The 20,165-nt window shown below is 69.2% G+C and carries 19 protein-coding genes; 11 read left to right on the forward strand and 8 right to left on the reverse strand.

Annotation, left to right across the window (positions count from 1 at the left end; translation table 11 throughout):
* Nucleotides 1–94: 94 nt before the first annotated feature.
* The 4 genes from EJP67_RS30305 to EJP67_RS30320 are packed head-to-tail and all read right to left on the reverse strand — an operon-like array spanning nucleotide 95 to nucleotide 6,457.
* A complete protein-coding gene (locus tag EJP67_RS30305) occupies nucleotides 95–763 on the reverse strand; it encodes a helix-turn-helix transcriptional regulator (protein WP_126025421.1) in 669 nt (222 codons plus the stop codon).
* 35 nt (nucleotides 764–798) lie between these two features.
* On the reverse strand, nucleotides 799–2,274 hold the full coding sequence (locus EJP67_RS30310; RefSeq protein WP_240650832.1) for an efflux transporter outer membrane subunit: 1,476 nt from the start codon (nucleotides 2,272–2,274) through the stop codon (nucleotides 799–801).
* Nucleotides 2,271–5,351 carry a MexW/MexI family multidrug efflux RND transporter permease subunit gene (locus tag EJP67_RS30315; RefSeq protein ID WP_126025423.1) on the reverse strand — a complete coding sequence of 1,027 codons (3,081 nt, stop codon included), beginning with the start codon at nucleotides 5,349–5,351 and terminating at the stop codon, nucleotides 2,271–2,273. The genes EJP67_RS30310 and EJP67_RS30315 overlap by 4 nt, the downstream gene beginning before the upstream one ends.
* Nucleotides 5,348–6,457 carry an efflux RND transporter periplasmic adaptor subunit gene (locus tag EJP67_RS30320; protein ID WP_126025424.1) on the reverse strand — a complete coding sequence of 370 codons (1,110 nt, stop codon included), beginning with the start codon at nucleotides 6,455–6,457 and terminating at the stop codon, nucleotides 5,348–5,350. The genes EJP67_RS30315 and EJP67_RS30320 overlap by 4 nt, the downstream gene beginning before the upstream one ends.
* 322 nt (nucleotides 6,458–6,779) lie before the next feature.
* On the opposite strand from EJP67_RS30320, the gene EJP67_RS30325 reads away from it, so the two are divergent.
* The 11 genes from EJP67_RS30325 (at nucleotide 6,780) to kdpE (ending at nucleotide 16,648) form a co-directional block, all read left to right on the forward strand.
* Nucleotides 6,780–7,310 carry an OmpA family protein gene (locus tag EJP67_RS30325; RefSeq protein ID WP_126025425.1) on the forward strand — a complete coding sequence of 177 codons (531 nt, stop codon included), beginning with the start codon at nucleotides 6,780–6,782 and terminating at the stop codon, nucleotides 7,308–7,310.
* On the forward strand, nucleotides 7,307–7,750 hold the full coding sequence (locus EJP67_RS30330) for a hypothetical protein (protein WP_126025426.1): 444 nt from the start codon (nucleotides 7,307–7,309) through the stop codon (nucleotides 7,748–7,750). The genes EJP67_RS30325 and EJP67_RS30330 overlap by 4 nt, the downstream gene beginning before the upstream one ends.
* Nucleotides 7,751–7,859: 109 nt before the next feature.
* Nucleotides 7,860–7,994: a hypothetical protein gene (locus EJP67_RS34165; protein WP_276312273.1), complete on the forward strand. Its 135-nt coding sequence runs from the start codon at nucleotides 7,860–7,862 to the stop codon at nucleotides 7,992–7,994.
* Complete coding sequence (gene kdpF, locus EJP67_RS30335) at nucleotides 7,991–8,089, forward strand: K(+)-transporting ATPase subunit F (RefSeq protein WP_019657711.1); 99 nt, start codon at nucleotides 7,991–7,993, stop codon at nucleotides 8,087–8,089. The genes EJP67_RS34165 and kdpF overlap by 4 nt, the downstream gene beginning before the upstream one ends.
* Before the next feature lies 1 nt (nucleotide 8,090).
* Nucleotides 8,091–9,890 carry a potassium-transporting ATPase subunit KdpA gene (gene kdpA / locus EJP67_RS30340; RefSeq protein WP_126025427.1) on the forward strand — a complete coding sequence of 600 codons (1,800 nt, stop codon included), beginning with the start codon at nucleotides 8,091–8,093 and terminating at the stop codon, nucleotides 9,888–9,890.
* A 10-nt stretch (nucleotides 9,891–9,900) separates the two neighbouring features.
* Nucleotides 9,901–12,000, forward strand: a complete 2,100-nt coding sequence (gene kdpB, locus EJP67_RS30345) for a potassium-transporting ATPase subunit KdpB (protein ID WP_126025428.1) — start codon at nucleotides 9,901–9,903, stop codon at nucleotides 11,998–12,000.
* A 13-nt stretch (nucleotides 12,001–12,013) separates the two neighbouring features.
* Nucleotides 12,014–12,670, forward strand: a complete 657-nt coding sequence (gene kdpC / locus EJP67_RS30350; protein ID WP_126025429.1) for a potassium-transporting ATPase subunit KdpC — start codon at nucleotides 12,014–12,016, stop codon at nucleotides 12,668–12,670.
* Between the two features lie 67 nt (nucleotides 12,671–12,737).
* The gene (locus EJP67_RS30355) at nucleotides 12,738–13,052 is read left to right on the forward strand and encodes a hypothetical protein (protein WP_240650833.1); all 315 of its coding nucleotides are present in this window, start codon (nucleotides 12,738–12,740) and stop codon (nucleotides 13,050–13,052) included.
* The gene (locus tag EJP67_RS34170; RefSeq protein ID WP_276312274.1) at nucleotides 13,042–13,176 is read left to right on the forward strand and encodes a hypothetical protein; all 135 of its coding nucleotides are present in this window, start codon (nucleotides 13,042–13,044) and stop codon (nucleotides 13,174–13,176) included. The genes EJP67_RS30355 and EJP67_RS34170 overlap by 11 nt, the downstream gene beginning before the upstream one ends.
* A 12-nt stretch (nucleotides 13,177–13,188) precedes the next feature.
* Complete coding sequence (locus EJP67_RS30360) at nucleotides 13,189–15,945, forward strand: DUF4118 domain-containing protein (RefSeq protein ID WP_126025431.1); 2,757 nt, start codon at nucleotides 13,189–13,191, stop codon at nucleotides 15,943–15,945.
* Between the two features lie 4 nt (nucleotides 15,946–15,949).
* Nucleotides 15,950–16,648 carry a two-component system response regulator KdpE gene (gene kdpE / locus EJP67_RS30365; RefSeq protein ID WP_126025432.1) on the forward strand — a complete coding sequence of 233 codons (699 nt, stop codon included), beginning with the start codon at nucleotides 15,950–15,952 and terminating at the stop codon, nucleotides 16,646–16,648.
* Between the two features lie 35 nt (nucleotides 16,649–16,683).
* Here kdpE and EJP67_RS30370 read toward each other — a convergent pair whose 3' ends face one another.
* The 4 genes from EJP67_RS30370 to EJP67_RS30385 all read right to left on the reverse strand — a co-directional run bounded on the left by EJP67_RS30370 (nucleotide 16,684) and on the right by EJP67_RS30385 (nucleotide 20,137).
* Nucleotides 16,684–17,805: a zinc-binding dehydrogenase gene (locus tag EJP67_RS30370; RefSeq protein ID WP_126025433.1), complete on the reverse strand. Its 1,122-nt coding sequence runs from the start codon at nucleotides 17,803–17,805 to the stop codon at nucleotides 16,684–16,686.
* 87 nt (nucleotides 17,806–17,892) lie between these two features.
* A complete protein-coding gene (locus tag EJP67_RS30375) occupies nucleotides 17,893–18,492 on the reverse strand; it encodes a dual specificity protein phosphatase family protein (protein ID WP_126025434.1) in 600 nt (199 codons plus the stop codon).
* A complete protein-coding gene (locus EJP67_RS30380) occupies nucleotides 18,489–18,986 on the reverse strand; it encodes a hypothetical protein (protein WP_126025435.1) in 498 nt (165 codons plus the stop codon). Before EJP67_RS30380 ends, EJP67_RS30375 begins: the two co-directional genes overlap by 4 nt.
* Entirely contained in the window at nucleotides 18,983–20,137 is a 1,155-nt protein-coding gene (locus EJP67_RS30385) for an MGDG synthase family glycosyltransferase (protein ID WP_126025436.1), read from the reverse strand. The genes EJP67_RS30380 and EJP67_RS30385 overlap by 4 nt, the downstream gene beginning before the upstream one ends.
* Nucleotides 20,138–20,165: the final 28 nt, after the last annotated feature.

Raw genomic sequence — 20,165 nt, forward strand, 5'->3', positions numbered from 1 at the left:
GCGAATACTCGGGTGCCAGTGCGTCGAGCGCGTAGGGCAGGGGTGGGAGCTTGTGTTCCATCGTGGTTTCCTTCTTGGGTGTTGAAAAACGGATTCAGGCGTTCGCCTTGGGTTCGACCCGGTAGGCGCACCGTCGCGCGCCTGCCAGCACATGTTCGATGCGGCTGACGCTCACGTCGGGGCCCAGCACTTCGTCGAAGAGTTGCAGTTCGCTGCGGCAGAAGCCCGTGCAGGCCTGCGCCGCAGTGCAGATGGGGCAGTGGTTCTCGATGAAGAGAAAGCCTTCGCCCTGTTCGTCGGGCCGGAACTCGGCCATGTAGCCTTCGCGGCTGCGAATTTCGGCCAGCCGCTCCAGCCGCGCCTTGAGGCTGCGCGCCCCGCGCATGGCCTCTGTGTAGTTGGCGCGCATGGTGGCTTCGCGCGCGTCGATGAGCTGGTCCATGCCCTTCTGTCCGAACACGCTGATGACGGCGCTGATCATCTGCACCGTCATCTCGGCATGCGTGTCGGGAAAGCGCTTGTGGCCCTCCCCGGTGAGCCGCCAGATCTGCGTGGGCCGGCCCCGGCCGCCAGAGCGGCTTTCGGCGTCGACCAGGCCCTCGGTCTCCAGCTTGGCCATCTGCTGGCGCACCGCCTCCACCGTGACGTTGAGCACCTTGGCGATGTCGGGAATGCCGAGCGCGCCACGGGTCTTGAGCGTCGAGAGGATGCGGTCTGCCGGCTGGTGCGGCATCCAGGTTGGCTTTGCATCGGGGGCGGACATGGCGGCGGCTTCTGGCATGGAAAACAGCACCATTGTCAGGTGGTTGGCGCTCCCTTCGCCACCGCGGGTGCTTGCCAGCCACCGCCAGGTGTTTCATACGCGGGAGCTTGCCAGCCCCCGCCAAGTGCCTTGTAGAGCGCGACGAGGCTGGTGTATGAGGCGGTTTCGGCCTCGGCCACGGCGTCCTGCGCGCGCAGCAGGGTGCGCTGCGCGTCGAGCACGCTCAGGTAGGGTGCGGCGCCCTCGCGGTAGCGCACCTCGGCCAGTTCGGCGGCGCGGCTGCTGCGGGCCGAGGCTTCCACCAGCCGCTGCAGGCGCAGCTGGTTCTGGCCATAGCCGGTGAGCGCGCCTTCCACGTCCTCGATGGCGCGCAGCACCGTCTGCTCGTAGAGTGCGCGGTCGCCCTCGGCGCGGGCTTCGGCGCCGCGCACGCGGGCCTTCACCGAGCCCAGCCGCAGGGCAGGCCAGCTCACGCCCGGCGTCACGCTGAAGGCCCGGCTCGACGAGCTGCCGAGGTCCGAACCCCGCAGCGCGACGAAGCCGAGGAAGCCGCCGATGTCGAAGCGCGGATACAGCTCCGCCGTGACCGCGCCCACGTCGGCCGTGCTCGCGGCAAGCCCGCGCTCGGCGCGCAGCACGTCGGGCCGGCGGCGCAGCAGTTCGCTCAGGTCGCCCACGGGCAGGCGCTTGTCGAGCACGCGCAGCTGGCGCGGCTGCAGCATGGGCTCCAGCTCGCCGGGGCGCAGGCCGGCCAGCACCGCGACGCGGTAGGCCGACTGGCGACGCGTGGTTTCCAGCGCAGGCAGCTGACTCTCGGTGGTCGCGAGGTTGGCCTGCGCGCTCGCCAGGTCGCCTTCGAGGGCGCGGCCGGTCTGCACTTGCGCCTCGGTTACGCGCAGGCTCTGGCGAAGGCTGTCCAGCGTACGGCGCGTGACCGCGATTCGCTGCTCGGCGCCGCGCATCTCGTAGTAGTTGCGCGCCAGCTCGGCCACCGCGACGATGCGCACCTGCTCCAGGTCGGCCGCGCTGGCCTGGGCGCGTGCGGTCGCGGCCTCGTCCAGGCGCTTCAGGCGGCCGAACAGGTCGATCTCCCACGAGGCGTCGAAACCCGCGCGGCTGCTCTGTGCCAGCGAGCGCACATCGGGCTGCGCGCCGTTGTTGCCTTGGGCGATGCCGCGTGTCTTGCTCGCGCTGGCGGTCACCACCGGCAGCCGGTCTAGCTCCGCTCCGGTCTGAACCGCTCGGGCTTCGAGCAGGCGGGCCTGCGCGATGCGGATGTCGTGGTTCTCGGCCAGCGCGCGGTCGACGAGCGCGTCGAGCTGCGGATCGTCGAGCTGGCTCCACCAGTCGCGCTGCACCGTGTCGTTGGCGAAGAGCGAACTCTCCGGTGCGCGGATGACCACCGGCGCATCCGCCGGGGCCTTGTAGTCGGGCCCGACGGCGCAGCCGGCGAGTACCAGCATGCCCAGCGCGAAGGGAGCCGCGTAGGAAAAGAGTCGGTTCATGGTCATGCTCCTTCGGCCAGCGCTTCGAGTTCGGCCGCGCGCTGCGAGCGGCCCTCGGCGCGGTGGTCGCGCGCCAGCAGCGTGTACATGGTGGGCAGCACGAAGAGCGTGAACAGCGTTCCTACCAGCATGCCGACCACGATCACCAGCCCGATGCTGAAGCGGCTGTTGGCGCCGGCCCCGCTCGCGAAGAGCAGCGGCACCAGGCCCATCACCATCGCGGCGGTGGTCATCAGGATGGGGCGCAGCCGGATGCGCGCGGCCTCCTCGATGGACGAGCGCCGGTCCAGGCCCTTGTGCATCTGGATCTCGTTGGCGAACTCCACCATCAGGATGCCGTGCTTGCTGATGAGCCCGATCAGCGTCACCAGCCCGATCTGCGTGTAGATGTTGATGGTGCCGAAGCCCAGCGCCAGCGGCACCAGCGCGCCGCAGATCGACATCGGCACGCTGATCAGGATGATCAGCGGGTCGCGCAGGCTCTCGTACTGCGCCGCCAGCACCAGGTAGATCACGACGATGGCGAACACGAAGGCCATCACCAGCGCCGAGCCTTCCTGCGTGAACTGCCGCGCGTCCGACTGCCAGTCGTAGCTGAAGCCGGCAGGCAGCTTCTTCGCCTCCTCGCTCAGGAAGGCCACCGCGTCGCCCATGGTCACGCCCGGCGCCGGAATGGCCTGGAAGGTGGCCGCGTTGAGCTGGTTGAACTGCGTGAGCTTGTTCGGGCCCACGCTGGTCGACAACTGCACCAGGTTGGCCAGCGGCACCGGCTGGCCGCTCGCGCTCTTCACGAAGTAGCGAGAGAGCGCCTCGGCGGTCAGCCGCTGCTCGCGCGGCGACTGCGGGATCACGTCGTACGAGCGGCCGTCCATGCCGAAGCGGTTGACGTAGTTCTCGCCCACCAGCACCGCGAGCGTGTCGCCTATGGACTTCATCGTCACGCCCATGCTGTTGGCCTTGGCGCGGTCCACGCGGATCTCGACCGTGGGGTTGTTGAACTCCAGGTCGCTGTCGACCACGATGAACTTGCCGCTGTCGCGCGCCGACTTCTTCAGCGCCTCCATCGCCTCGAACACGGTACGGTGGTCGCCCGCGCTGCGGATCACCATCTGCACCGGCAGCCCGCCGGTCGAGCCCGGCAGCGAGGGCAGCTGGAAAGCGAAGACGCTGCTGCCTTCCACCTCGTTCATGCGGCCCTGCGTGTCGCCCTGGATCTGGTCGGCGTTGCGCTTGCGGTCCTTCCAGTCGGAAAGCTGCACGCCGCCGATGCTGTTGGAGACCCCGTCCGAGCCGTTGATGAGCCAGCGGCCGGTGTTCTCGGGCAGCGAGGCGAACACGTCGTCCCACTTCTTGCCGAACTTCTCGACGTAGTCGATATTGGCGTGCTGCGGCGACTTGATGGCCGTGAGCACCATGGCCTGGTCTTCACCGGGCGCCAGCTCGCGCTGCGCCGCGTTGTAGAGGAAGGGCAGGCTCGCCAGCACCAGCGCCGCGAAGATGCCGGTGGCCCAGCGATGGTGCAGCGACACGTCGAGCAGCCTGCCGTAGCCCGTGGCGAGCCGGTGGAAGAAGCTCTCGGCCGCGCGCGCCATGCGGCTGCCGGTAGCGTCCTGCGGCAGCAGGAAGGAGCTCATCACCGGCGACAGCGTGAGCGCGATCACGCCCGACACCACTACCGCGCCCGCGAGCGTGAAGGCGAATTCCTTGAAGAGCGAACCCGTGAGCCCTCCCATCAGGCCGATGGGCGCGTACACCGCTGCCAGCGTGAGCGTCATGGCAATCACCGGGCCGGCCACTTCGCGTGCGCCGATCAATGCGGCCTGCACCCGCGACTTGCCTTCCTCGATGTGCCGGTGCACGTTCTCCACCACCACGATGGCGTCGTCCACCACCAGCCCGATGGCCAGCACCATCGCCAGCAAGGTCAGCAGGTTGATGCTGAAGCCGAAGAGCAGCATCAGCGCGGCCGCGCCCAGCATCGACAGCGGAATGGTCACCACCGGAATCAGCACCGCGCGCACCGAACCCAGGCACAGGAAGATCACGATCACCACGATGGCGATGGCCTCCAGCAGCGTGTGGCGCACCTCGTCGATGGACGCCTCGATGAAGCGCGCCAGCTCGAAGGGCAGCTGCACCTCCACGCCCGGCGGCAGGTTCTGCTTGATGCCGGGCAGCAGCTCGCGGATGCGCTTGACGATCACCAGCGGGTTGCCGTTGGGCGCGGCCTGCAGGCCGAGGTAGATGGCGGGCACGCCGTCCATGGTCGCGCTGCTGTCGGCGCTGGCCGCGCCCAGTTCCACGGTGGCCACGTCGCCCAGTCGCACGATGGCATCGCCCTCGCGCTTGACGACCATGTCGCGGAACTCGGCCACGTTCACCAGGTCGGTGTTCACGCGGATGTTCGACACCACGTACAGGCCCTTCACCTGCCCGGGCGCGGCCTGCACGTTGTTCTGGCGCAGGGCGTCGGCCAGCTCGCCGGCCGAGATGCCGCGCGCCGCCATGCGGTTGGGGTCGAGCCATACGCGCATCGCCAGCGTCTGCCCGCCCGACACCTCCACGCCCGAGACGCCGGTGATGGAGGCGAACTGCGGCTGCACCACGCGCGAGAGGTAGTCGGTGAGCGCTGGCATCGGCATCGTCTTGCTGGAGAAACCCACGTACGCCACGGCGGTGGCTTCGCCCGACGACTTCAGGATCACCGGGTCGAAGGCCTCCGCCGGCAGGCGGTACTTCACCTGGCTGACCTGCGCCATCGCCTGCGTGAGCGCCTGGTTGGCGTCGGCGTTGAGCTTCATGCGCACGCTGATCACGCTGCGGCCCAGCGTGGACGAGGAAGAAAGGTAGTCGACGTTCTCGATGGTCGCCACCGCCTGTGCGATCGGCTGCGTGACGAAGCCCTGCATCAGCTCCGGCGAGGCGCCGGGGTACTGGGTGGTGATGGTGAGCGTGGTGCTCTCGGTCAGCGGGTACTGCCGCACCGGCAGGTCGCCCAGGGCGCGCGCGCCCAGCAGCAGGATGAGCGTGCTCACCACCAGCGCCAGCACGGGCCGGCGCACGAAGAGGTCGGTGAACTTCATGACTTCGATTCCTGCGTGAGCGACAGCGTGTCCTTGTCGCCGGGCGCGACCGCCGCGCCGGTGTAAAGGCGCAGCTGGCCCGAGGTGACGACCTTGTCGCCGGGCGAGAGGCCTTTTTCGATCACCACCAGCCCGTCCTGCCGCTCGCCGGCCTTCACGAAGACCTGCTGCGCCGAGAAGCCGCCGCCTTTTTCAGCGGGAACCACGATGAACACCGAGTCGCCGTGCGTGCTGTAGGTGATGGCCGTCTCGGGCACGGTGATGGCGTCGGTGCGCGCCGGCAGCGCGACCCGGCCGTTGACGAACATGCCCGGCGCGAGCGCGCCGTCCGCGTTGTCGACCGTGGCCTGCAGGCGCACCGTGCGGGTGTCGCTGCCGATCTGTGGCTCGATGGTGCTGAGCCTGCCCTGGAACACGCGTCCCGGATACGCGTCGACCGCCAGCGCCACCTGCTGGTTGCGCTTGAGCGCGGGCAGGGCGGTCTCGGGCAGCGTGATGTTGGCGAAGAGCGTGCGGCTGTCGGTGAGCGACACCAGCGCATCGCCCGCGCGCACGAACTGCCCCAGGTTGACGCGGCGGATGCCGAGCACGCCGTCGAACGGCGCCTTGATGCGCTTCTGCTCCAGCAGCGCCTGCACGCGCCGGAGCTCGCCGCTGGCCTGGTCGAAGGCGGCCTGCGCCTGTTCGAGCTGCTCCTGCGTGGCCGCCTGCTGCGGCACCAGCCGGCGCGTGCGCTCCAGCAGCGCCCTCGCATTGGCGCGCTGGGCCGTGAGCCGCTCCAGGTCGCCCTGCTCGGGCGCATCGTTGAGCTGCACCAGCACCTGCCCCGCGCGCACCTCGGCGCCGGGCGTGAAGAGGATCTTCGCGATGCGTCCCTCCACCTCGGCCGGCACCTCCACCTGCCGGTTGGCCTCCAGCGTGCCGATGCCGCCCAGGAAGCGCGCCACCTGCGTCTTCTGCGCAGCGGCGACTGCCACCTTGGCCGGCGGCATGCCGCCGCCTTGCGCATGCGCGGCTCCGGGCTTGGCGATCAACCCGTAGCCCGCGCCCCCCACCACCAGTGCAGCGAGGCCGAAACCCAGCCAGGCCCTCGATTGCTTGTTCATAAGATGCCTATTAATCAAAGAAAGTACTTGGATTATTGGTTTGTGCCGGAAGCCTGTCGAGAAAGGCGTGGCAATGGCCGTCATAGGCCGGGGCTATTTGCGCGGGGCTGTGCATGCTGGGTTCTCCAGGTGGTTATTGCGCGGGGAATGCCGCAGACCTGGAGACGTGCCGGCCGGTCTTGTTGTGACAGGCGGGTCTTTCCGGTCGGCCGGATGCAGCGCGTGAAAAAAGTCGCTGCGCCGGTGTTTGTCCGCGGCGATTGATGCCGGCGTCACGCGGGCTCTCTACAAGTTGCTGTCCTCAACTTGGAGATTCATCGCAATGATGCGAAAGGTGATCGTGGTGGGTGATCCACCGGCGCCGGGCGGCGCGGTGCTGCCGTATGGCGGCTATGTCATTTGGCGCGAACGCCGGCGAACTGGATGGACTGCTTTTTTCTTCGCGCTTACCGCTCCTACAGCCGTTGCCTGCAGCCCCGGAAAGAGCATTGACGTGTTCTTCGACCGGAATTCGTCCAGGGTCTCGGCGGAGCAGGTTTCGAGACTGGCGAACTGGACCGCCATGCTTCGCGAGAGGTATCCGAATCGCCAGTCGATAAGCATGGGAGCCAACGCCGAGGAGGGAGAGCGAGACCCGCAGGGCCTGGCGATGCAGCGGGCCAGAAATGTCGCTCGCATCCTCGACAAGAGCCTGCGTTTCAGCGTGCCGACGGTCGCTCTTCCGACGAAAGGCAATATCTATCCTGCAGGCGCGTTGGGAAAGGAGGACGTCAAGCGGGTGGAGATCGACTTCCTTCTTGCCTGTCCGCATGAATGTCCGTGCCGAACAGAAGGCGGAGAGGGTCAACGGTGAAAGTAAGAAGACGCACCGGCCTCGTACTGCTCGTCCTTGCCGGTCTGAACATCTGCGCCGCGGCGCAGGAATGCAGGCGCTGGGCTTCGACCGTCGTCGCCTTCGCCGAAGGCTCCTCAGTCCTGGACCGCGACCAGATCGCGCTGATCGCCAACAGGCTGGATTACTTCCGCCGCCTGTACCCGGACCTGGACTCGGTCGACCTCGAGGGCGTGGCGCGCGACAACGCGCCCGACGCAAAGCAGCTGGCGCAGCGCCGCGCGGCCGCGACGGCGCATGCGGTGCGAACTCTCTTCGATGGCGTGAAGCTGCACGTCTCTTCGCATGTCTATCCGCCCGACTGGATCGATCGCGGCGGCAACTACGCCGCCTTCGACGCGATCCCTCCGAGGCAGGACTTGCCCGGCTGCCCCAAAGTTTCAACGACTGAAGAGCCCTAGAGCCCGGCGTTTTTACGCTTTCTTTACGCCCACCCCACCACTCTTTCCCCCGTTTTGACGCCCGACTGCCGAGACTGACTCCCATCTTTCTCGTTTGCAGGAGTGATGCATGGACATCGTCTGGATGGGCGCCTTGCTGGCGCTGTGGGCCGTGGTGGGGGCCATGGTGCTCGGGCTGGACAGGCTCGATTCGCCTAAACCATCGAACAAGGCGCCGGGCGCGGCAGATGGAGCCACGTCGTGATCAGCCTCGAAGTTCTTTACGGCTTCGGCGCGCTGATCGCCGTGGTTCTTTTCGCGTACCTGGTGTTCGCGCTGATCTGCGCGGAGGAGTTCTGAAATGAGCTCCTCCGCCTGGGGCCTGCTGGCCCTTTTCCTCGTCCTGCTGGGCGTGCTCGCATGGCCGGTCGGCAAGTTCCTTGCCGCGCTGTGCAACGAGCGCGTGCCGCGCTGGATGCAGCGCATCGAGGCGCCGCTCTACAAGCTTGCGGGCACGAAGCCGGAGCAGTCCATGCACTGGCTGCGCTATGCCTTCGCGCTGCTGGCCTTCAATGCCATCGGCGCGATCTTCGTCTATGCGCTGCAGCGCCTGCAGGCCTGGCTGCCGCTCAACCCTGCGGGCATGGCGGCCGTGTCGCCCGACTCGGCCTTCAACACCGCGGTGAGCTTCGTCTCCAACACCAACTGGCAGGGCTATGCGGGCGAGTCGACCATGAGCTATCTCACGCAGATGCTCGGGCTCGCGGTGCAGAACTTCTTCTCCGCCGCCACCGGCATCGCGGTGGCCTTCGCGCTGGTGCGGGGCTTCGCCCGGCGCGGCGACGGCAAGGGACTGGTGGGCAACTTCTGGGCCGACATCACGCGCGTTACGCTGTGGGTGCTGGTGCCGATCTCGTTCGTGCTCGCCGTGGTCTTCGCGGGCCAGGGCGTGATCCAGAACTTCGACGCCTACAAGGAAGCGAGCACGCTCGAGACCACCGCCTTCCAGCAGCCGAAGAACGGTGCCGACGGCCAGCCGCTGAAGGATGAAAAGGGCCAGCCGGTGATGGAAGACGCCACCACCAAGACGCAGACGCTCGCCATGGGCCCGGTCGCTTCGCAGGAAGCCATCAAGATGCTCGGCACCAACGGCGGCGGCTTCTTCAACGCCAACTCGGCGCATCCTTACGAGAACCCGACGGCGCTGGTGAATCTGCTGCAGATGATCGCGATCTTCCTGATTCCGGCGGCGCTGTGCTTCACCTTCGGCCACGTGGTGGGCGACATGCGCCAGGGCTGGGCGGTGCTCGCGGCAATGACGGTGATGTTCGTCGTCGCCGTCATCGTCATCACGCCTGCCGAGCAGGCCGGCAACCCGCTGCTGACCCCGCTGGGCGTCGACCAGATGCACGGCGCGCTGCAGGCCGGCGGCAACATGGAAGGCAAGGAAGTGCGCTTCGGCATCGACGCTTCCTCGCTCTTCGCCGCCATCACCACGGCCGCCTCGTGCGGTGCGGTCAACGGCATGCACGACTCGCTCACCCCGATGGGCGGCATGGTGCCGCTGGTGCTGATGCAGCTCGGCGAGGTGGTGTTCGGCGGCGTGGGCTCGGGCCTGTACGGCATGCTGATCTTCGCAATGCTCGCGGTGTTCATCGCCGGCCTGATGATCGGCCGCACGCCCGAGTACCTCGGCAAGAAGATCGAGGTGCGCGAGATGAAGCTGATCTCCATCGCCATCCTGGTCACGCCGATCCTGGTGCTGGCCGGCACCGCGGTGGCGGTGATCGCGGGCGCGGGCAAGGCCGGCATCGCGAACCCCGGCGCGCACGGCTTCTCCGAAATCCTGTACGCGCTGACCTCGGCCGCCAACAACAACGGCAGCGCCTTCGCGGGCCTGTCGGCCAACACGCCCTTCTACAACGGCCTGCTCGCGCTGGCCATGTGGCTCGGCCGCTTCGCGATGATCGTGCCGGTGCTCGCCGTGGCGGGCGCGCTGGCCGCCAAGAAGCGCCTGCCCGTCACCAGCGGCACGCTGCCCACGCACGGCCCGCTGTTCGTCTCGTTGCTGATCGGCACGGTGCTGCTGGTCGGCCTGCTCAACTACGTGCCGGCATTGGCCCTGGGGCCCATCGTCGAGCACCTGGTGCTCTGGAAGTAAGGAGCCCGCCATGACTGCCAATACCAAGACATCCCTCTCGCTGTTCGACGCGGCGCTGGTCAAGCCCGCGCTGTGGGCCGCCTTCGCCAAGCTCAACCCGCGCACGCAGTGGCGCAACCCGGTGATGTTCATCGTGTACATCGGGAGCATCCTCACGACGGTGCTCTGGGTGCATGCACTTAGCTTCCCGGGCGACACCGGCATGAAGCCCGCCTTCGTGCTGGCCGTGACCATCTGGCTGTGGTTCACCGTGCTGTTCGCCAACTTCGCCGAAGCCCTGGCCGAAGGCCGCAGCAAGGCGCAGGCCGCATCGCTGCGCGGGCTGCGCAAGGACACCTGGGCCAAGAAGCTGCATGAGCCGCACCATGGCGCGCAGTGGCTGCCCGAACAGGCGCCCAACCTGCGCAAGGGCGACGTCGTGCTGGTCGAGACCGGCGACGTGATCCCGCTCGACGGCGAAGTGATCGAAGGCGTGGCCTCGGTCGACGAAAGCGCCATCACCGGCGAATCGGCTCCGGTGGTGCGCGAATCGGGCGGCGACTTCTCGGCCGTCACCGGCGGCACCCGCGTGCTGTCCGACTGGCTGGTGGTGCGCATCTCGGTGAATCCGGGCGAGTCGTTCCTCGACCGCATGATCGGCATGGTCGAGGCCGCCAAGCGCCAGAAGACGCCGAACGAGATCGCGCTGACCATCCTGCTGGTGGCGCTGACCATCGTGTTCCTGGTGGTCACGGTCACGCTGCTGCCCTTCTCCATCTTCAGCGTGGAGGCCGCGGGTGCGGGCACCGTGGTGTCGCTCACCGCGCTGGTCGCGCTGCTGGTGTGCCTGATCCCGACCACCATCGGCGGCCTGCTGTCGGCCGTGGGCGTGGCCGGCATGAGCCGCATGATGCAGGCCAACGTGATCGCCACTTCGGGCCGCGCGGTGGAGGCCGCCGGCGACGTCGACGTGCTGCTGCTCGACAAGACCGGCACCATCACGCACGGCAACCGCCAGGCCAGCGCCTTCCTGCCCGCGCCGGGCGTGACCAAGGCGCGGCTCGCTCGCGCCGCGATGATCGCCTCGCTGGCCGACGAGACACCCGAGGGCCGCAGCATCGTCGAGCTCGCGCGCCGCGAAGGCCTGGAGCCGACGCCGGTGGAGGGCGCCCGCTTCGTCGCCTTCACCGCGCAGACGCGCATGAGCGGCGCCGACCTGCCGGCCGCCCCCAACAGCCTGGACACCGACCCCGTGCTGCTGCGCAAGGGCGCGGTCGACGCGGTGCGCCGCCACGTCGAGGCCATCGGCGGCACGGCCGCGCCCGAGGTGCTGCGCGCAGCCGAGGAAGCCGCGCGCCGTGGCAGTACGCCGCTGGCGGTGGCCGAGGGCAACCGCGTGCTCGGCATCGTCGAGCTCAAGGACATCGTCAAGACCGACATCAAGGAGCGCTTCGCCGAGCTGCGCCGCATGGGCATCAAGACGGTGATGATCACCGGCGACAACAAGCTCACCGCGGCGGCCATCGCCGCAGAGGCCGGCGTGGACGACTTCCTGGCCGAGGCCACGCCCGAGGACAAGCTCGCGCTGATCCGCCAGTACCAGTCCGAAGGCCGCCTCGTGGCCATGACCGGCGACGGCACCAACGACGCCCCCGCGCTCGCGCAGGCCGACGTGGCCGTGGCCATGGGCAGCGGCACGCAGGCCGCGAAGGAGGCCGGCAACATGGTCGACCTCGATTCCAACCCGACCAAGCTGCTGGAAGTGGTGGAAACCGGCAAGGCGCTCCTGATGACACGCGGCTCGCTCACCACCTTCTCGATCGCGAACGACGTGGCGAAGTACTTCGCCATCATTCCGGCGATCTTCATCTCGACCTACCCGCAGCTGGGCGCGCTCAACGTGATGCGGCTCGCGAGCCCGTCGTCGGCGATCCTGAGCGCGGTGATCTTCAACGCGCTGGTGATCGTGTTCCTGATTCCGCTGGCGCTCAAGGGCGTGCGCTACCGGCCGGTGGGCGCTGCCGCGCTGCTGCGCCGCAACCTGGCCATCTACGGCCTGGGCGGCCTGCTCGTGCCTTTCATCGGCATCAAGCTGATCGACTGGCTGCTTGTCGCCGTGCATCTCGTTTGAGGAGTATTCCGTCATGAACAACAACATCGTCAAAGCCAATGGAAACGGCAACGGCAACGGCAATGGCAGCGAGGGCGGCATCGTCCGCTCCGCGCTCGTGCTCTTCGTGTTGCTGAGCGCGCTCACCGGCCTGATCTACCCGATGGCCGTCACCGGCGTCGCGAAGGCGGCGTTCCCCGCGCAGGCGGCGGGCAGCCTGATCGTGCTCGACGGCACCACCGTCGGCTCGAAGCTCATCGGCCAGAACTTCAGCGATCCGAAGCATTTCTGGGGCCGGCCGTCGGCCACCGCGCCGCAGCCCTACAACGCGAGCGCCTCGGGCGGCTCCAACCAGGGTCCGCTCAACCCCGCGCTGACCGATGCGGTGAAGGCGCGCGTGGAAGCGCTGCGCGCAGCCGATCCGGACAACGTTGCGCCGGTGCCGGTCGACCTCGTCACGGCCTCGGCCAGCGGGCTCGATCCCGACATCAGCCCCGCCGCCGCGCAGTACCAGGCGGCGCGTGTGGCGCGCGTGCGCGGCATGCCGCTCGCGCAGGTGCAGTCGCTGATCGACAGGAACACGCAGCGGCCCCTGCTGGGCTTCCTGGGCGAGCCGCGCGTCAACGTGCTGGCGCTGAACATCGCGCTGGATGCCGCCTCCGGTTCATTCAGTCCTTCGACACCGCGTTGAGGAGAAACAAGCCATGGCCTATGCCGCCTATCGAGAACATCCCGGTGCGCCGAGAACGCGCGCTTCCATGAACACCGGCAAGGGCAACGGCAGCCCGTTCTACGTGCTCGACGTCACGGTCTGCTGCGCCGACGCCCTGCGCGTGCGCCGCAGCATCGCCGGCTGCCCCGAGGCGGGCGTGGTGCGCTGCGAGCCGCTGCTGCATGCCTGCAGCTCGCAGGAAAGCGACGCGCCCTGCGTGCGCCTGATGATCCGCCTGCCGCTCGCCCGCTATGCCGACGTGCTGCACCGGCTGATCGAATGCGTCCCCTCGGGCGAGATCGGCCGGCTCGTGAGCTGGCGCGAGCACCTCGCGCGCTGCGGCCTGCGCCATGGCCACTGACCTGCTGATGGCGCTGCTGGCCATGGCGGCGCTCTTCGTGCCGCTGGGCTTCGCCTGGTGGGTGCTTTCGCGCACCGCGCGGCGCCACCAGCGTTCGCGCCGCAAGGACGGCCCGATGCGCTAACCTGTGCCGCCGATGAACGAAGTGCTCCGCCCCGACCCCGACGCGCTGCTCGCGCAGCTGCGCAGCGACGAGGCGCGCGCCCAGCGCGGCAAGCTGCGCATCTACTTCGGCGCCAGCGCGGGCGTCGGCAAGACATGGGCCATGCTCAGCGCGGCGCAGCGCGAGCGGGCTGCGGGGCGCGACGTGCTGATCGGCGTGGTCGAGACCCATGGCCGCAGCGAGACCGCCGCGCTGCTTGCGGGGCTCGAGGCGCTGCCGCAGCGCGAGTTGGACTACCGCGGGCGCACGCTCGCCGAGTTCGACCTCGACGCAGCGCTCGCGCGCAAGCCCGCCGTGCTGCTGGTCGACGAGCTGGCCCACACCAACGCCCCCGGCTCGCGCCACGCCAAGCGCTGGCAGGACGTGCAGGAGCTGCTGTCCGCCGGCATCGAGGTGTGGTCGGCGCTGAACGTGCAGCACCTCGAGAGCCTCAACGGCACGGTCGGCGCCATCACCGGCGTGCGCGTGCACGAGACCGTGCCCGACACCGTGCTCGACGAGGCCGACGAGGTGGTGCTGGTCGACGTCACGCCCGACGAGCTCACGGCGCGGCTCGCTGCAGGCAAGGTCTACCTGCCGCAGCAGGCGGAGCGCGCGGCGCAGAATTTCTTCCGCAAGGGCAACCTGATCGCCCTGCGCGAGATCGCGCTGCGGCGCACCGCCGAGCACGTGGAAGACGACGTGCGCGGCTGGCGCGTGGAGCAGTCGGGCCCCGGCGGTGCGGGCGGCAACGGCAAGGGCCCCGGCCTGCAGGCCTGGAACACTTCGGGCGCGATCCTCGCGTGCGTCGGCCCCCACGAGGGCGCGGCGCAGACCGTGCGCACGGCGGCTCGTCTGGCAGGGCAGCTCAACGTGCGCTGGCACGCGGTGTACGTCGAGACGCCCCGGCTGCAGCGGCTGGCCGCGACGGAGCGCGACCGCATCCTCGCGGTGCTCAAGCTGGCGGAAGAGCTGGGCGCGGCCACCGCGGTGCTAACCGGCTCCGACGTGGCCGAGCAACTGGCAGAGCAGGCGAGGCGCCTGAACTGCGCCACGCTGGTGCTGGGGCGCTCGCAGCCCGAGACTGGCTGGCGCCGCTGGTTGCCCGCGCGGGCGGTGCCGCTTGCGCGCGCACTGGCACAGCGCGCGCCGGCGCTCGACATCATGGAAGTCGCGCCCGCCGAAAGCTCGCGCCGCCTCTCTCGCGCGCCGCTGCAGGGCGCGAGCATCGACAGCGACGACCACGAGAAGGCGCCCATCCACTGGCCCGGCTATGCATGGGCGGCGGCCACCAGCATCGCGCTCACGCTGGTGTGCACGCCGCTGGCCAACGTGCTGGAGCTGTCGAACATCGTCATGCTGTTCCTGCTCGGCGTGGTGGGCGTGGCGATGCGCTTCGGGCGCGGGCCCTCGGCGCTGGCGGCATTGCTCAACGTCGCGGCCTTCGACTATTTCTTCGTGCCGCCGCGCCTGTCGTTCGCGGTGAGCGACGTGCAGTACGTGCTGACCTTCGCGATCATGCTCGGCGTGGGCCTGCTGGTGGGGCAGCTAACGGCCGGGCTGCGTTTCGCGGCGGGCGTGTCGACCAGCCGCGAGCGGCGCGCGCGTTCGCTGTTCGAGCTCACGCGCGAGCTGTCGGCGGCGCTGGAGAGCTCGCAGGTGGTCGCGCTCGGCACGGCCGCCGTGCGGGGCCATTTCGGCGGCGATGCGCTGGTGCTGGTGACCGACGCGGCCGACCAGCTCGTGATGCCCGCCGACGCGCCCGACGGCTTCGATGCGCAGGTGGCCGACTGGGCCTTCCGCCATGGCCAGAGCGCGGGCCTCGCCACCGCCACCCTCGCGGCCCAGCCCTGGCACTACGTGCCGCTGCGCGCGCCGATGCGCGTGCGCGGCGTGCTCGCGCTCTCGCCCGCGCAGCCGCGCTGGCTGCTCATTCCCGAACAGGCGCAGCAGCTCGACACGCTGGCGCGGCAGATCGCCATCGCGCTGGAGCGCGTGCACTACGTCGAGGTGGCGCAGCAGGCAGTGGTCGAGATGGAGTCGGAGCGGCTGCGCAACGCGCTGCTGGGCGCCATTTCGCACGACGTGCGCACGCCGCTCACCGCGCTCATCGCACTGGCCGAGTCGCTGCAGACATTGCCGCCCGAGGAGCACGCCAACGCGGCGCGCGCCATCGTCGCGCAGGCGCACGAGCTGCATGCGCTGGTGAGCAACCTGCTCGACATGGCGCGGCTCGAAAGCGGCATCGCCGGCGGTGCGGTGAACCTGCGGCGCGACTGGCAGTCGGTGGAAGAGGTGGTGGGCTCGGCCATCCGCGCGGCGCGCACCTCGCTGGGCGGCACCGTGGTGCAGACCGCGCTCGACCCGGAGCTGCCGCTGGTCGAGTTCGACGCGGTGCTCATCGAGCGCGTGCTGGTCAACCTGCTGGAGAACGCCACCAAGTACGGCGCGCCGCCCATCGTGGTCGGCGCGCGTGCCGAGCCCGGCGCGCTGGTGCTGACCGTGCGCGACCACGGCCCCGGCCTGCCGGCCGCGCTGCTGGGCCACGAACAGAAGCTCTTCGACAAGTTCACGCGCGGCGAGGCCGAATCCGCCACGCCGGGCGTGGGCCTGGGCCTGGCGATCTGCAAGGCGGTGGTGAGCGCGCACGGCGGCGAGATCACCGCCGAGAATGCGCGCGACGGCGGTGCAGAATTCACCGTCACGCTCCCACGGCGTGAGCCACCCGAGCCTGCCGAAGCCCAACTCTGAACCCATGCCTTCTCCCACCGCCATCGTGATCGAAGACGAGCCGCAGATCCGCCGGTTCGTGCGCGGCGCGCTCGAGGCCGAGGGCTGGGTGGTGCACGAGACTGGCACCCTGCGCGACGGCCTCGCCGCGGCAGGCACGCGCCAGCCCGACCTGCTCGTGCTCGACCTCGGCCTGCCCGACGGCGACGGCGTCTCGCTGATCCGCGACGTGCGCGGCTGGTCGGCGGTGCCGATCATCGTGCTGTCGGCACGCACCGACGAAGCCGACAAGATCGCCGCCCTCGACGCCGGCGCCGACGACTACCTCACCAAGCCCTTCGGCACCGGCGAGCTCCTGGCCCGCGTGCGCGCCAACCTGCGCCGCCCGCGTGCCGCCAGCAGCACGGAAGAAGCGGCACCCGAGGCGCTGTTCCGCTTCGGCGAGATCGAACTCGACCGCTCCGCGCGTCTGGTGCGCCGCGCCGGCGCCGAGGTTCACCTCACGCCGACCGAATACCGGCTGCTGTCGGTGCTCGTCGCGAACGCGGGACGCGTGCTGACGCAGCGCCAGCTGCTGCGCGAAGTGTGGGGCCCGTCGTACACCGACCAGAGCCACTACCTGCGGATCTACATGGGGCACCTGCGGCAGAAGCTGGAGGCCGATCCGGCGCAGCCGAAGCATCTGCTGACGGAGACGGCAGTGGGGTATCGGCTGGTCGTTTAGTTCTTACCGAGCGCTCCCCCTTCAAGCGAGGCGAATCAGGCCTTGTTCGGATTCAGCAGGAACTTCTCCCCCGTAGCCTGCTTGCCATACACGCCGATGGCATCGAGCTGCAGCATCTCCACCAGCGACACCTCTCGCGTGTAGTGGCTCGCGAACGTGGTCTTCAGTTCGGCGACCACGCGGGCCTTCAGGCGCTGCGTGCCGGCGTCGCCAAGGCGCTGCAGGAAGGGGAACAGCAGCCAGCCGCCCATGCCCCAGGTCATGCCGAAGTTGCGCACGACCTCGGTCGGGCTGCGGTCGAGGCCGCCGTAGATGTAGACCTGCTTGTGGGTGTTGGAGCCGTAGCGGCTGTATTCCTTGGCGGTGCGGTTGATGGCCGCTTCCATGCAGCCGAGGATCTGGCCGGCGAGCTTGCCGCCGCCGATGGCGTCGAAGGCCAGGGTGGCGCCGGTCTCGGCGAGGGCCTGGGTCAGGTCCTCGATGAAGGTGGGCGAACTCGAATTGCACACGTACTTGGCGCCGAGGCCGCGCAGCAGGTCTTCCTGGTCCTGCTTGCGCACGATGTTGACCAGCGCGATGCCGTCCTTCTGGCAGATCTTGTTGAGCATCTGGCCGAGGTTGGACGCGGCGGCGGTGTGCACCAGGGCCTTGTGGCCTTCCATGCGCATGGTCTCGACCATGCTCAGCGAGGTGAGGGGGTTGACGAAGCAGGAGGCGCCTTCGGCCGGCGTGGTGCCCGCCGGCAGCTCCATGCACTGGGCGGCGGCGAGGCAGCGGTACTGCGAGTACATCGCGCCGCCGATGGCGGCCACGGTCTTGCCGAGCAGCGCCTGCGCGGCCGGCGACGAGCCGGCCTTCACCACCACGCCCGCGCCTTCGTTGCCGACGGGCATCGATTCGTCGAGCCGCGCCTTCATGGCGGGCAGCACGCGCTCGGGCACGGTGGCGGTGACGACGGGGCGATCGGCGGTGCCGGAGGCCTTGGCGGTGCTCATGTCGGCCGCGCCGAACAGCAGCCCCAGGTCGGACGGATTGAGCGGCGATGCCTCGACGCGGATCACCACTTCGTGGGCCTGCGGCTCGGGGATGGGGTCGTCGTGCAGCGAGAGTTCGAGTTCGCCGCTGGAACGAATGAGGGAGCGGATTTGCAGTGCCATGGGAGATCCCTTCTGGTCAGGTTCGCGGGTGGCCTTCGGCCACGGGGCGGCCAGTATAGGAGCGGGCTCCGCGGCCTGCTGGCGCCCTCAGGACAGCACCGGAATCGCAGGCGCCTGGGCCAGCGCGTCGCGCATGGCGGCCGGATCGAGCCGCCCGATGTAGCGCGGGATGTTGCGCCACAGCGTGTGGTAGCCGTAACCGCCGCGCAGCATCTCCTGGCGGGCGCTGTCCTTGTCCCAGTCCTGCAGCGCCATGCGGTAGACCGCCGCGACCACGCCTGTGCGGTCGGCGCCGTGCATGCAGTGGATGAGCACCGGGCCCTGCTTCTCGGCCGCGCGGATGGCCTGCAGCGCGCGCAGAACCTTGGCGTCGTCGATGGACCAGGTGTTGATCGGCACGCGCACCAACCGGATGCCGCTGCCCGCGAACACTTTCCGGTCGTCGTTGAACGAGCGCAGGCTTACCACCGTGCGGATGCCCAGCGACTGCAGCGCGGCAAGGTTCGAGCGCTTCGGCTGCGCGCTGCGGTACAGCGTGGGCGTGATGCGGTGCAGGTTCTCCACGCCCAGCGCGTCCAGCGGATCGGCCCAATGGCCGGGGCGTGGTGCGTCGGCGATGGGCTCCTGCCTGCGTTCCCTGCGTTTTCTTCTGCTGCTGCTGCTGCTGCTGCTGCTGCTGCTGCTCATCGGCTGCCCTTGCGCGGCCAGTGCCGCGTAGCCAGGATGATCGCCGCCACCGCGAGCCCGCCCCAGTAGTCCACGGGCGCGCCCCACAGCCAGTGCTTGTGCCAGAAAGCGTCCACCGGGTTGAAGCGCTCCCAGCCGAAGGCCGGGTTGATGAGGAACCAGGTGAAGTCCTCGCAGACCCAGAAGACGATGAGGCCTGCTGCCGCCAGCCCCACGTCGCGCCAGGTCCAGCGGCCGTTGAAGGCCAGCGGCGAGAAGAACACCAGCGCCATGAAGGTGAACACCCAGGCGTGGTAGCCCGTCATCGCGCGGCCTCCCCAGAAGAGGTCGAGCCAGATGCTGTTCTCGATGCGCCATGTGGGCAGCGAGGTGGCCCAGCCGGCGCCGCCTTCGATCTGGATCTCGGCATTGGCGAAGAAGAAGGCCATGACGATGACCCAGACCAGGTAACCGAGCGTGCGGGCCACGCTCGTCTTTTCGGTGGCGGGGTTCATTTCGCTGTTCCCAGCACGTGCTGCAGCACCGATCGCGCCGCCTGCGGCTTGCCCAGCGCGCGGCTGCGAGTGGCCATGCTCGCGAGCTTGGCTGGGTCGGCCATCAGGCGCGCCACCTTGTAGTCGAGGCCGATGGCGTCATAGGCCAGCCAGGCCGCGCCTTCCTCCATCAGGAAGCCGGCGTTGTGTTCTTCCTGCCCCGGAATGGGCGAGATCAGCAGCATCGGCTTGCCCAGCGCGAGGCACTCCGACACCGTGAGGCCGCCGGGCTTGGTCACCACCAGGTCGGAGGCGGCCATCATCCTGTGCATCTCGTTGGTGAAGCCGATGGCCGCCACCCGGCCCGGATGGCGCCGAGCCAGCGCCTCGAGCCTGCCTTGCGCCTCCGCGTTGCGGCCGGCGACGGCGATCACCTGGAAGTCGTTCGGCTTGCCGTCGGGCCCGCCCATGCCGAGCACGCGCTCGACCATGCTCGGCAGGTCGCCGACGCCGGCGCCGCCCGACACCATCAGCAGCACCGGCCGCGAAGCGTCGAGGCCCAGGCTCGCCACGCAGGCATCGCGCGCCAGCGCGGGCACATCGGGTTCCGAGAAAGCCGGCATCACCGGGATGCCGGTGACGTGGATGCGCTCGGGCGGAATGCCGCGCGCCCGCAGCCGGAAGGCCACTTCTTCCGTCGCCGCGAGGTAGCCTGTCATGCCCGGCACCAGCCACATGTTGTGCAGGTCGTAGTCGGTGATCTGCAGCCACACGGGGTAGTCGATGCGGCCGCGGTTGCGCTCTCGCATCAGCAGTTCGGCCGGCAGGAAGTGGGTGCAGATCACCGCGTCGGGCTTCTCGCGGCGGATCTCACGCACCAGGGCGCCGGTGCTCAGCCGCTCGATGCCGCGGCGCAGACGCTGCGAGGGCGCATGGTGCGGCGTGACGTCGGTGCGCTGGTGCAGGTACGACCACAGCTCGGGTGCACGATTCACGAGCTGGATGTACCAGTCGGTGTAGACCTTGCGGAACCCCGCCGCCACATGGGCCATCGCGTCGATGTGGACCGCCGTGCAGGGCGGGGCGAGGGACTGCGCGGTGGCGGCGAGCGCCTGTGCTGCACGCACGTGGCCGTTGCCGGCACTCACGCTGAGGATCAGGAGTTTGGTCATGGAATCCGGGAGTTGCGCGGATTATGGC

This window comes from Variovorax guangxiensis, assembly GCF_003952165.1.
Classification (GTDB): domain Bacteria; phylum Pseudomonadota; class Gammaproteobacteria; order Burkholderiales; family Burkholderiaceae_C; genus Variovorax; species Variovorax guangxiensis.

Coding starts and splice junctions, on each gene's coding strand:
- kdpE (WP_126025432.1), top strand. CDS start 15,950: ATGCCTTCTCCCACCGCCATCGTGATCGAAGACGAGCCGCAGATCCGC.
- EJP67_RS30310 (WP_240650832.1), bottom strand. CDS start 2,274: ATGACCATGAACCGACTCTTTTCCTACGCGGCTCCCTTCGCGCTGGGC.
- kdpA (WP_126025427.1), top strand. CDS start 8,091: ATGAGCTCCTCCGCCTGGGGCCTGCTGGCCCTTTTCCTCGTCCTGCTG.
- EJP67_RS34165 (WP_276312273.1), top strand. CDS start 7,860: ATGGACATCGTCTGGATGGGCGCCTTGCTGGCGCTGTGGGCCGTGGTG.
- EJP67_RS30370 (WP_126025433.1), bottom strand. CDS start 17,805: ATGGCACTGCAAATCCGCTCCCTCATTCGTTCCAGCGGCGAACTCGAA.
- kdpC (WP_126025429.1), top strand. CDS start 12,014: ATGAACAACAACATCGTCAAAGCCAATGGAAACGGCAACGGCAACGGC.
- EJP67_RS34170 (WP_276312274.1), top strand. CDS start 13,042: ATGGCCACTGACCTGCTGATGGCGCTGCTGGCCATGGCGGCGCTCTTC.
- EJP67_RS30380 (WP_126025435.1), bottom strand. CDS start 18,986: ATGAACCCCGCCACCGAAAAGACGAGCGTGGCCCGCACGCTCGGTTAC.
- EJP67_RS30320 (WP_126025424.1), bottom strand. CDS start 6,457: ATGAACAAGCAATCGAGGGCCTGGCTGGGTTTCGGCCTCGCTGCACTG.
- EJP67_RS30385 (WP_126025436.1), bottom strand. CDS start 20,137: ATGACCAAACTCCTGATCCTCAGCGTGAGTGCCGGCAACGGCCACGTG.
- EJP67_RS30305 (WP_126025421.1), bottom strand. CDS start 763: ATGTCCGCCCCCGATGCAAAGCCAACCTGGATGCCGCACCAGCCGGCA.
- EJP67_RS30360 (WP_126025431.1), top strand. CDS start 13,189: ATGAACGAAGTGCTCCGCCCCGACCCCGACGCGCTGCTCGCGCAGCTG.
- EJP67_RS30315 (WP_126025423.1), bottom strand. CDS start 5,351: ATGAAGTTCACCGACCTCTTCGTGCGCCGGCCCGTGCTGGCGCTGGTG.
- EJP67_RS30375 (WP_126025434.1), bottom strand. CDS start 18,492: ATGAGCAGCAGCAGCAGCAGCAGCAGCAGCAGCAGCAGAAGAAAACGC.
- EJP67_RS30325 (WP_126025425.1), top strand. CDS start 6,780: ATGATGCGAAAGGTGATCGTGGTGGGTGATCCACCGGCGCCGGGCGGC.
- EJP67_RS30355 (WP_240650833.1), top strand. CDS start 12,738: ATGAACACCGGCAAGGGCAACGGCAGCCCGTTCTACGTGCTCGACGTC.
- kdpB (WP_126025428.1), top strand. CDS start 9,901: ATGACTGCCAATACCAAGACATCCCTCTCGCTGTTCGACGCGGCGCTG.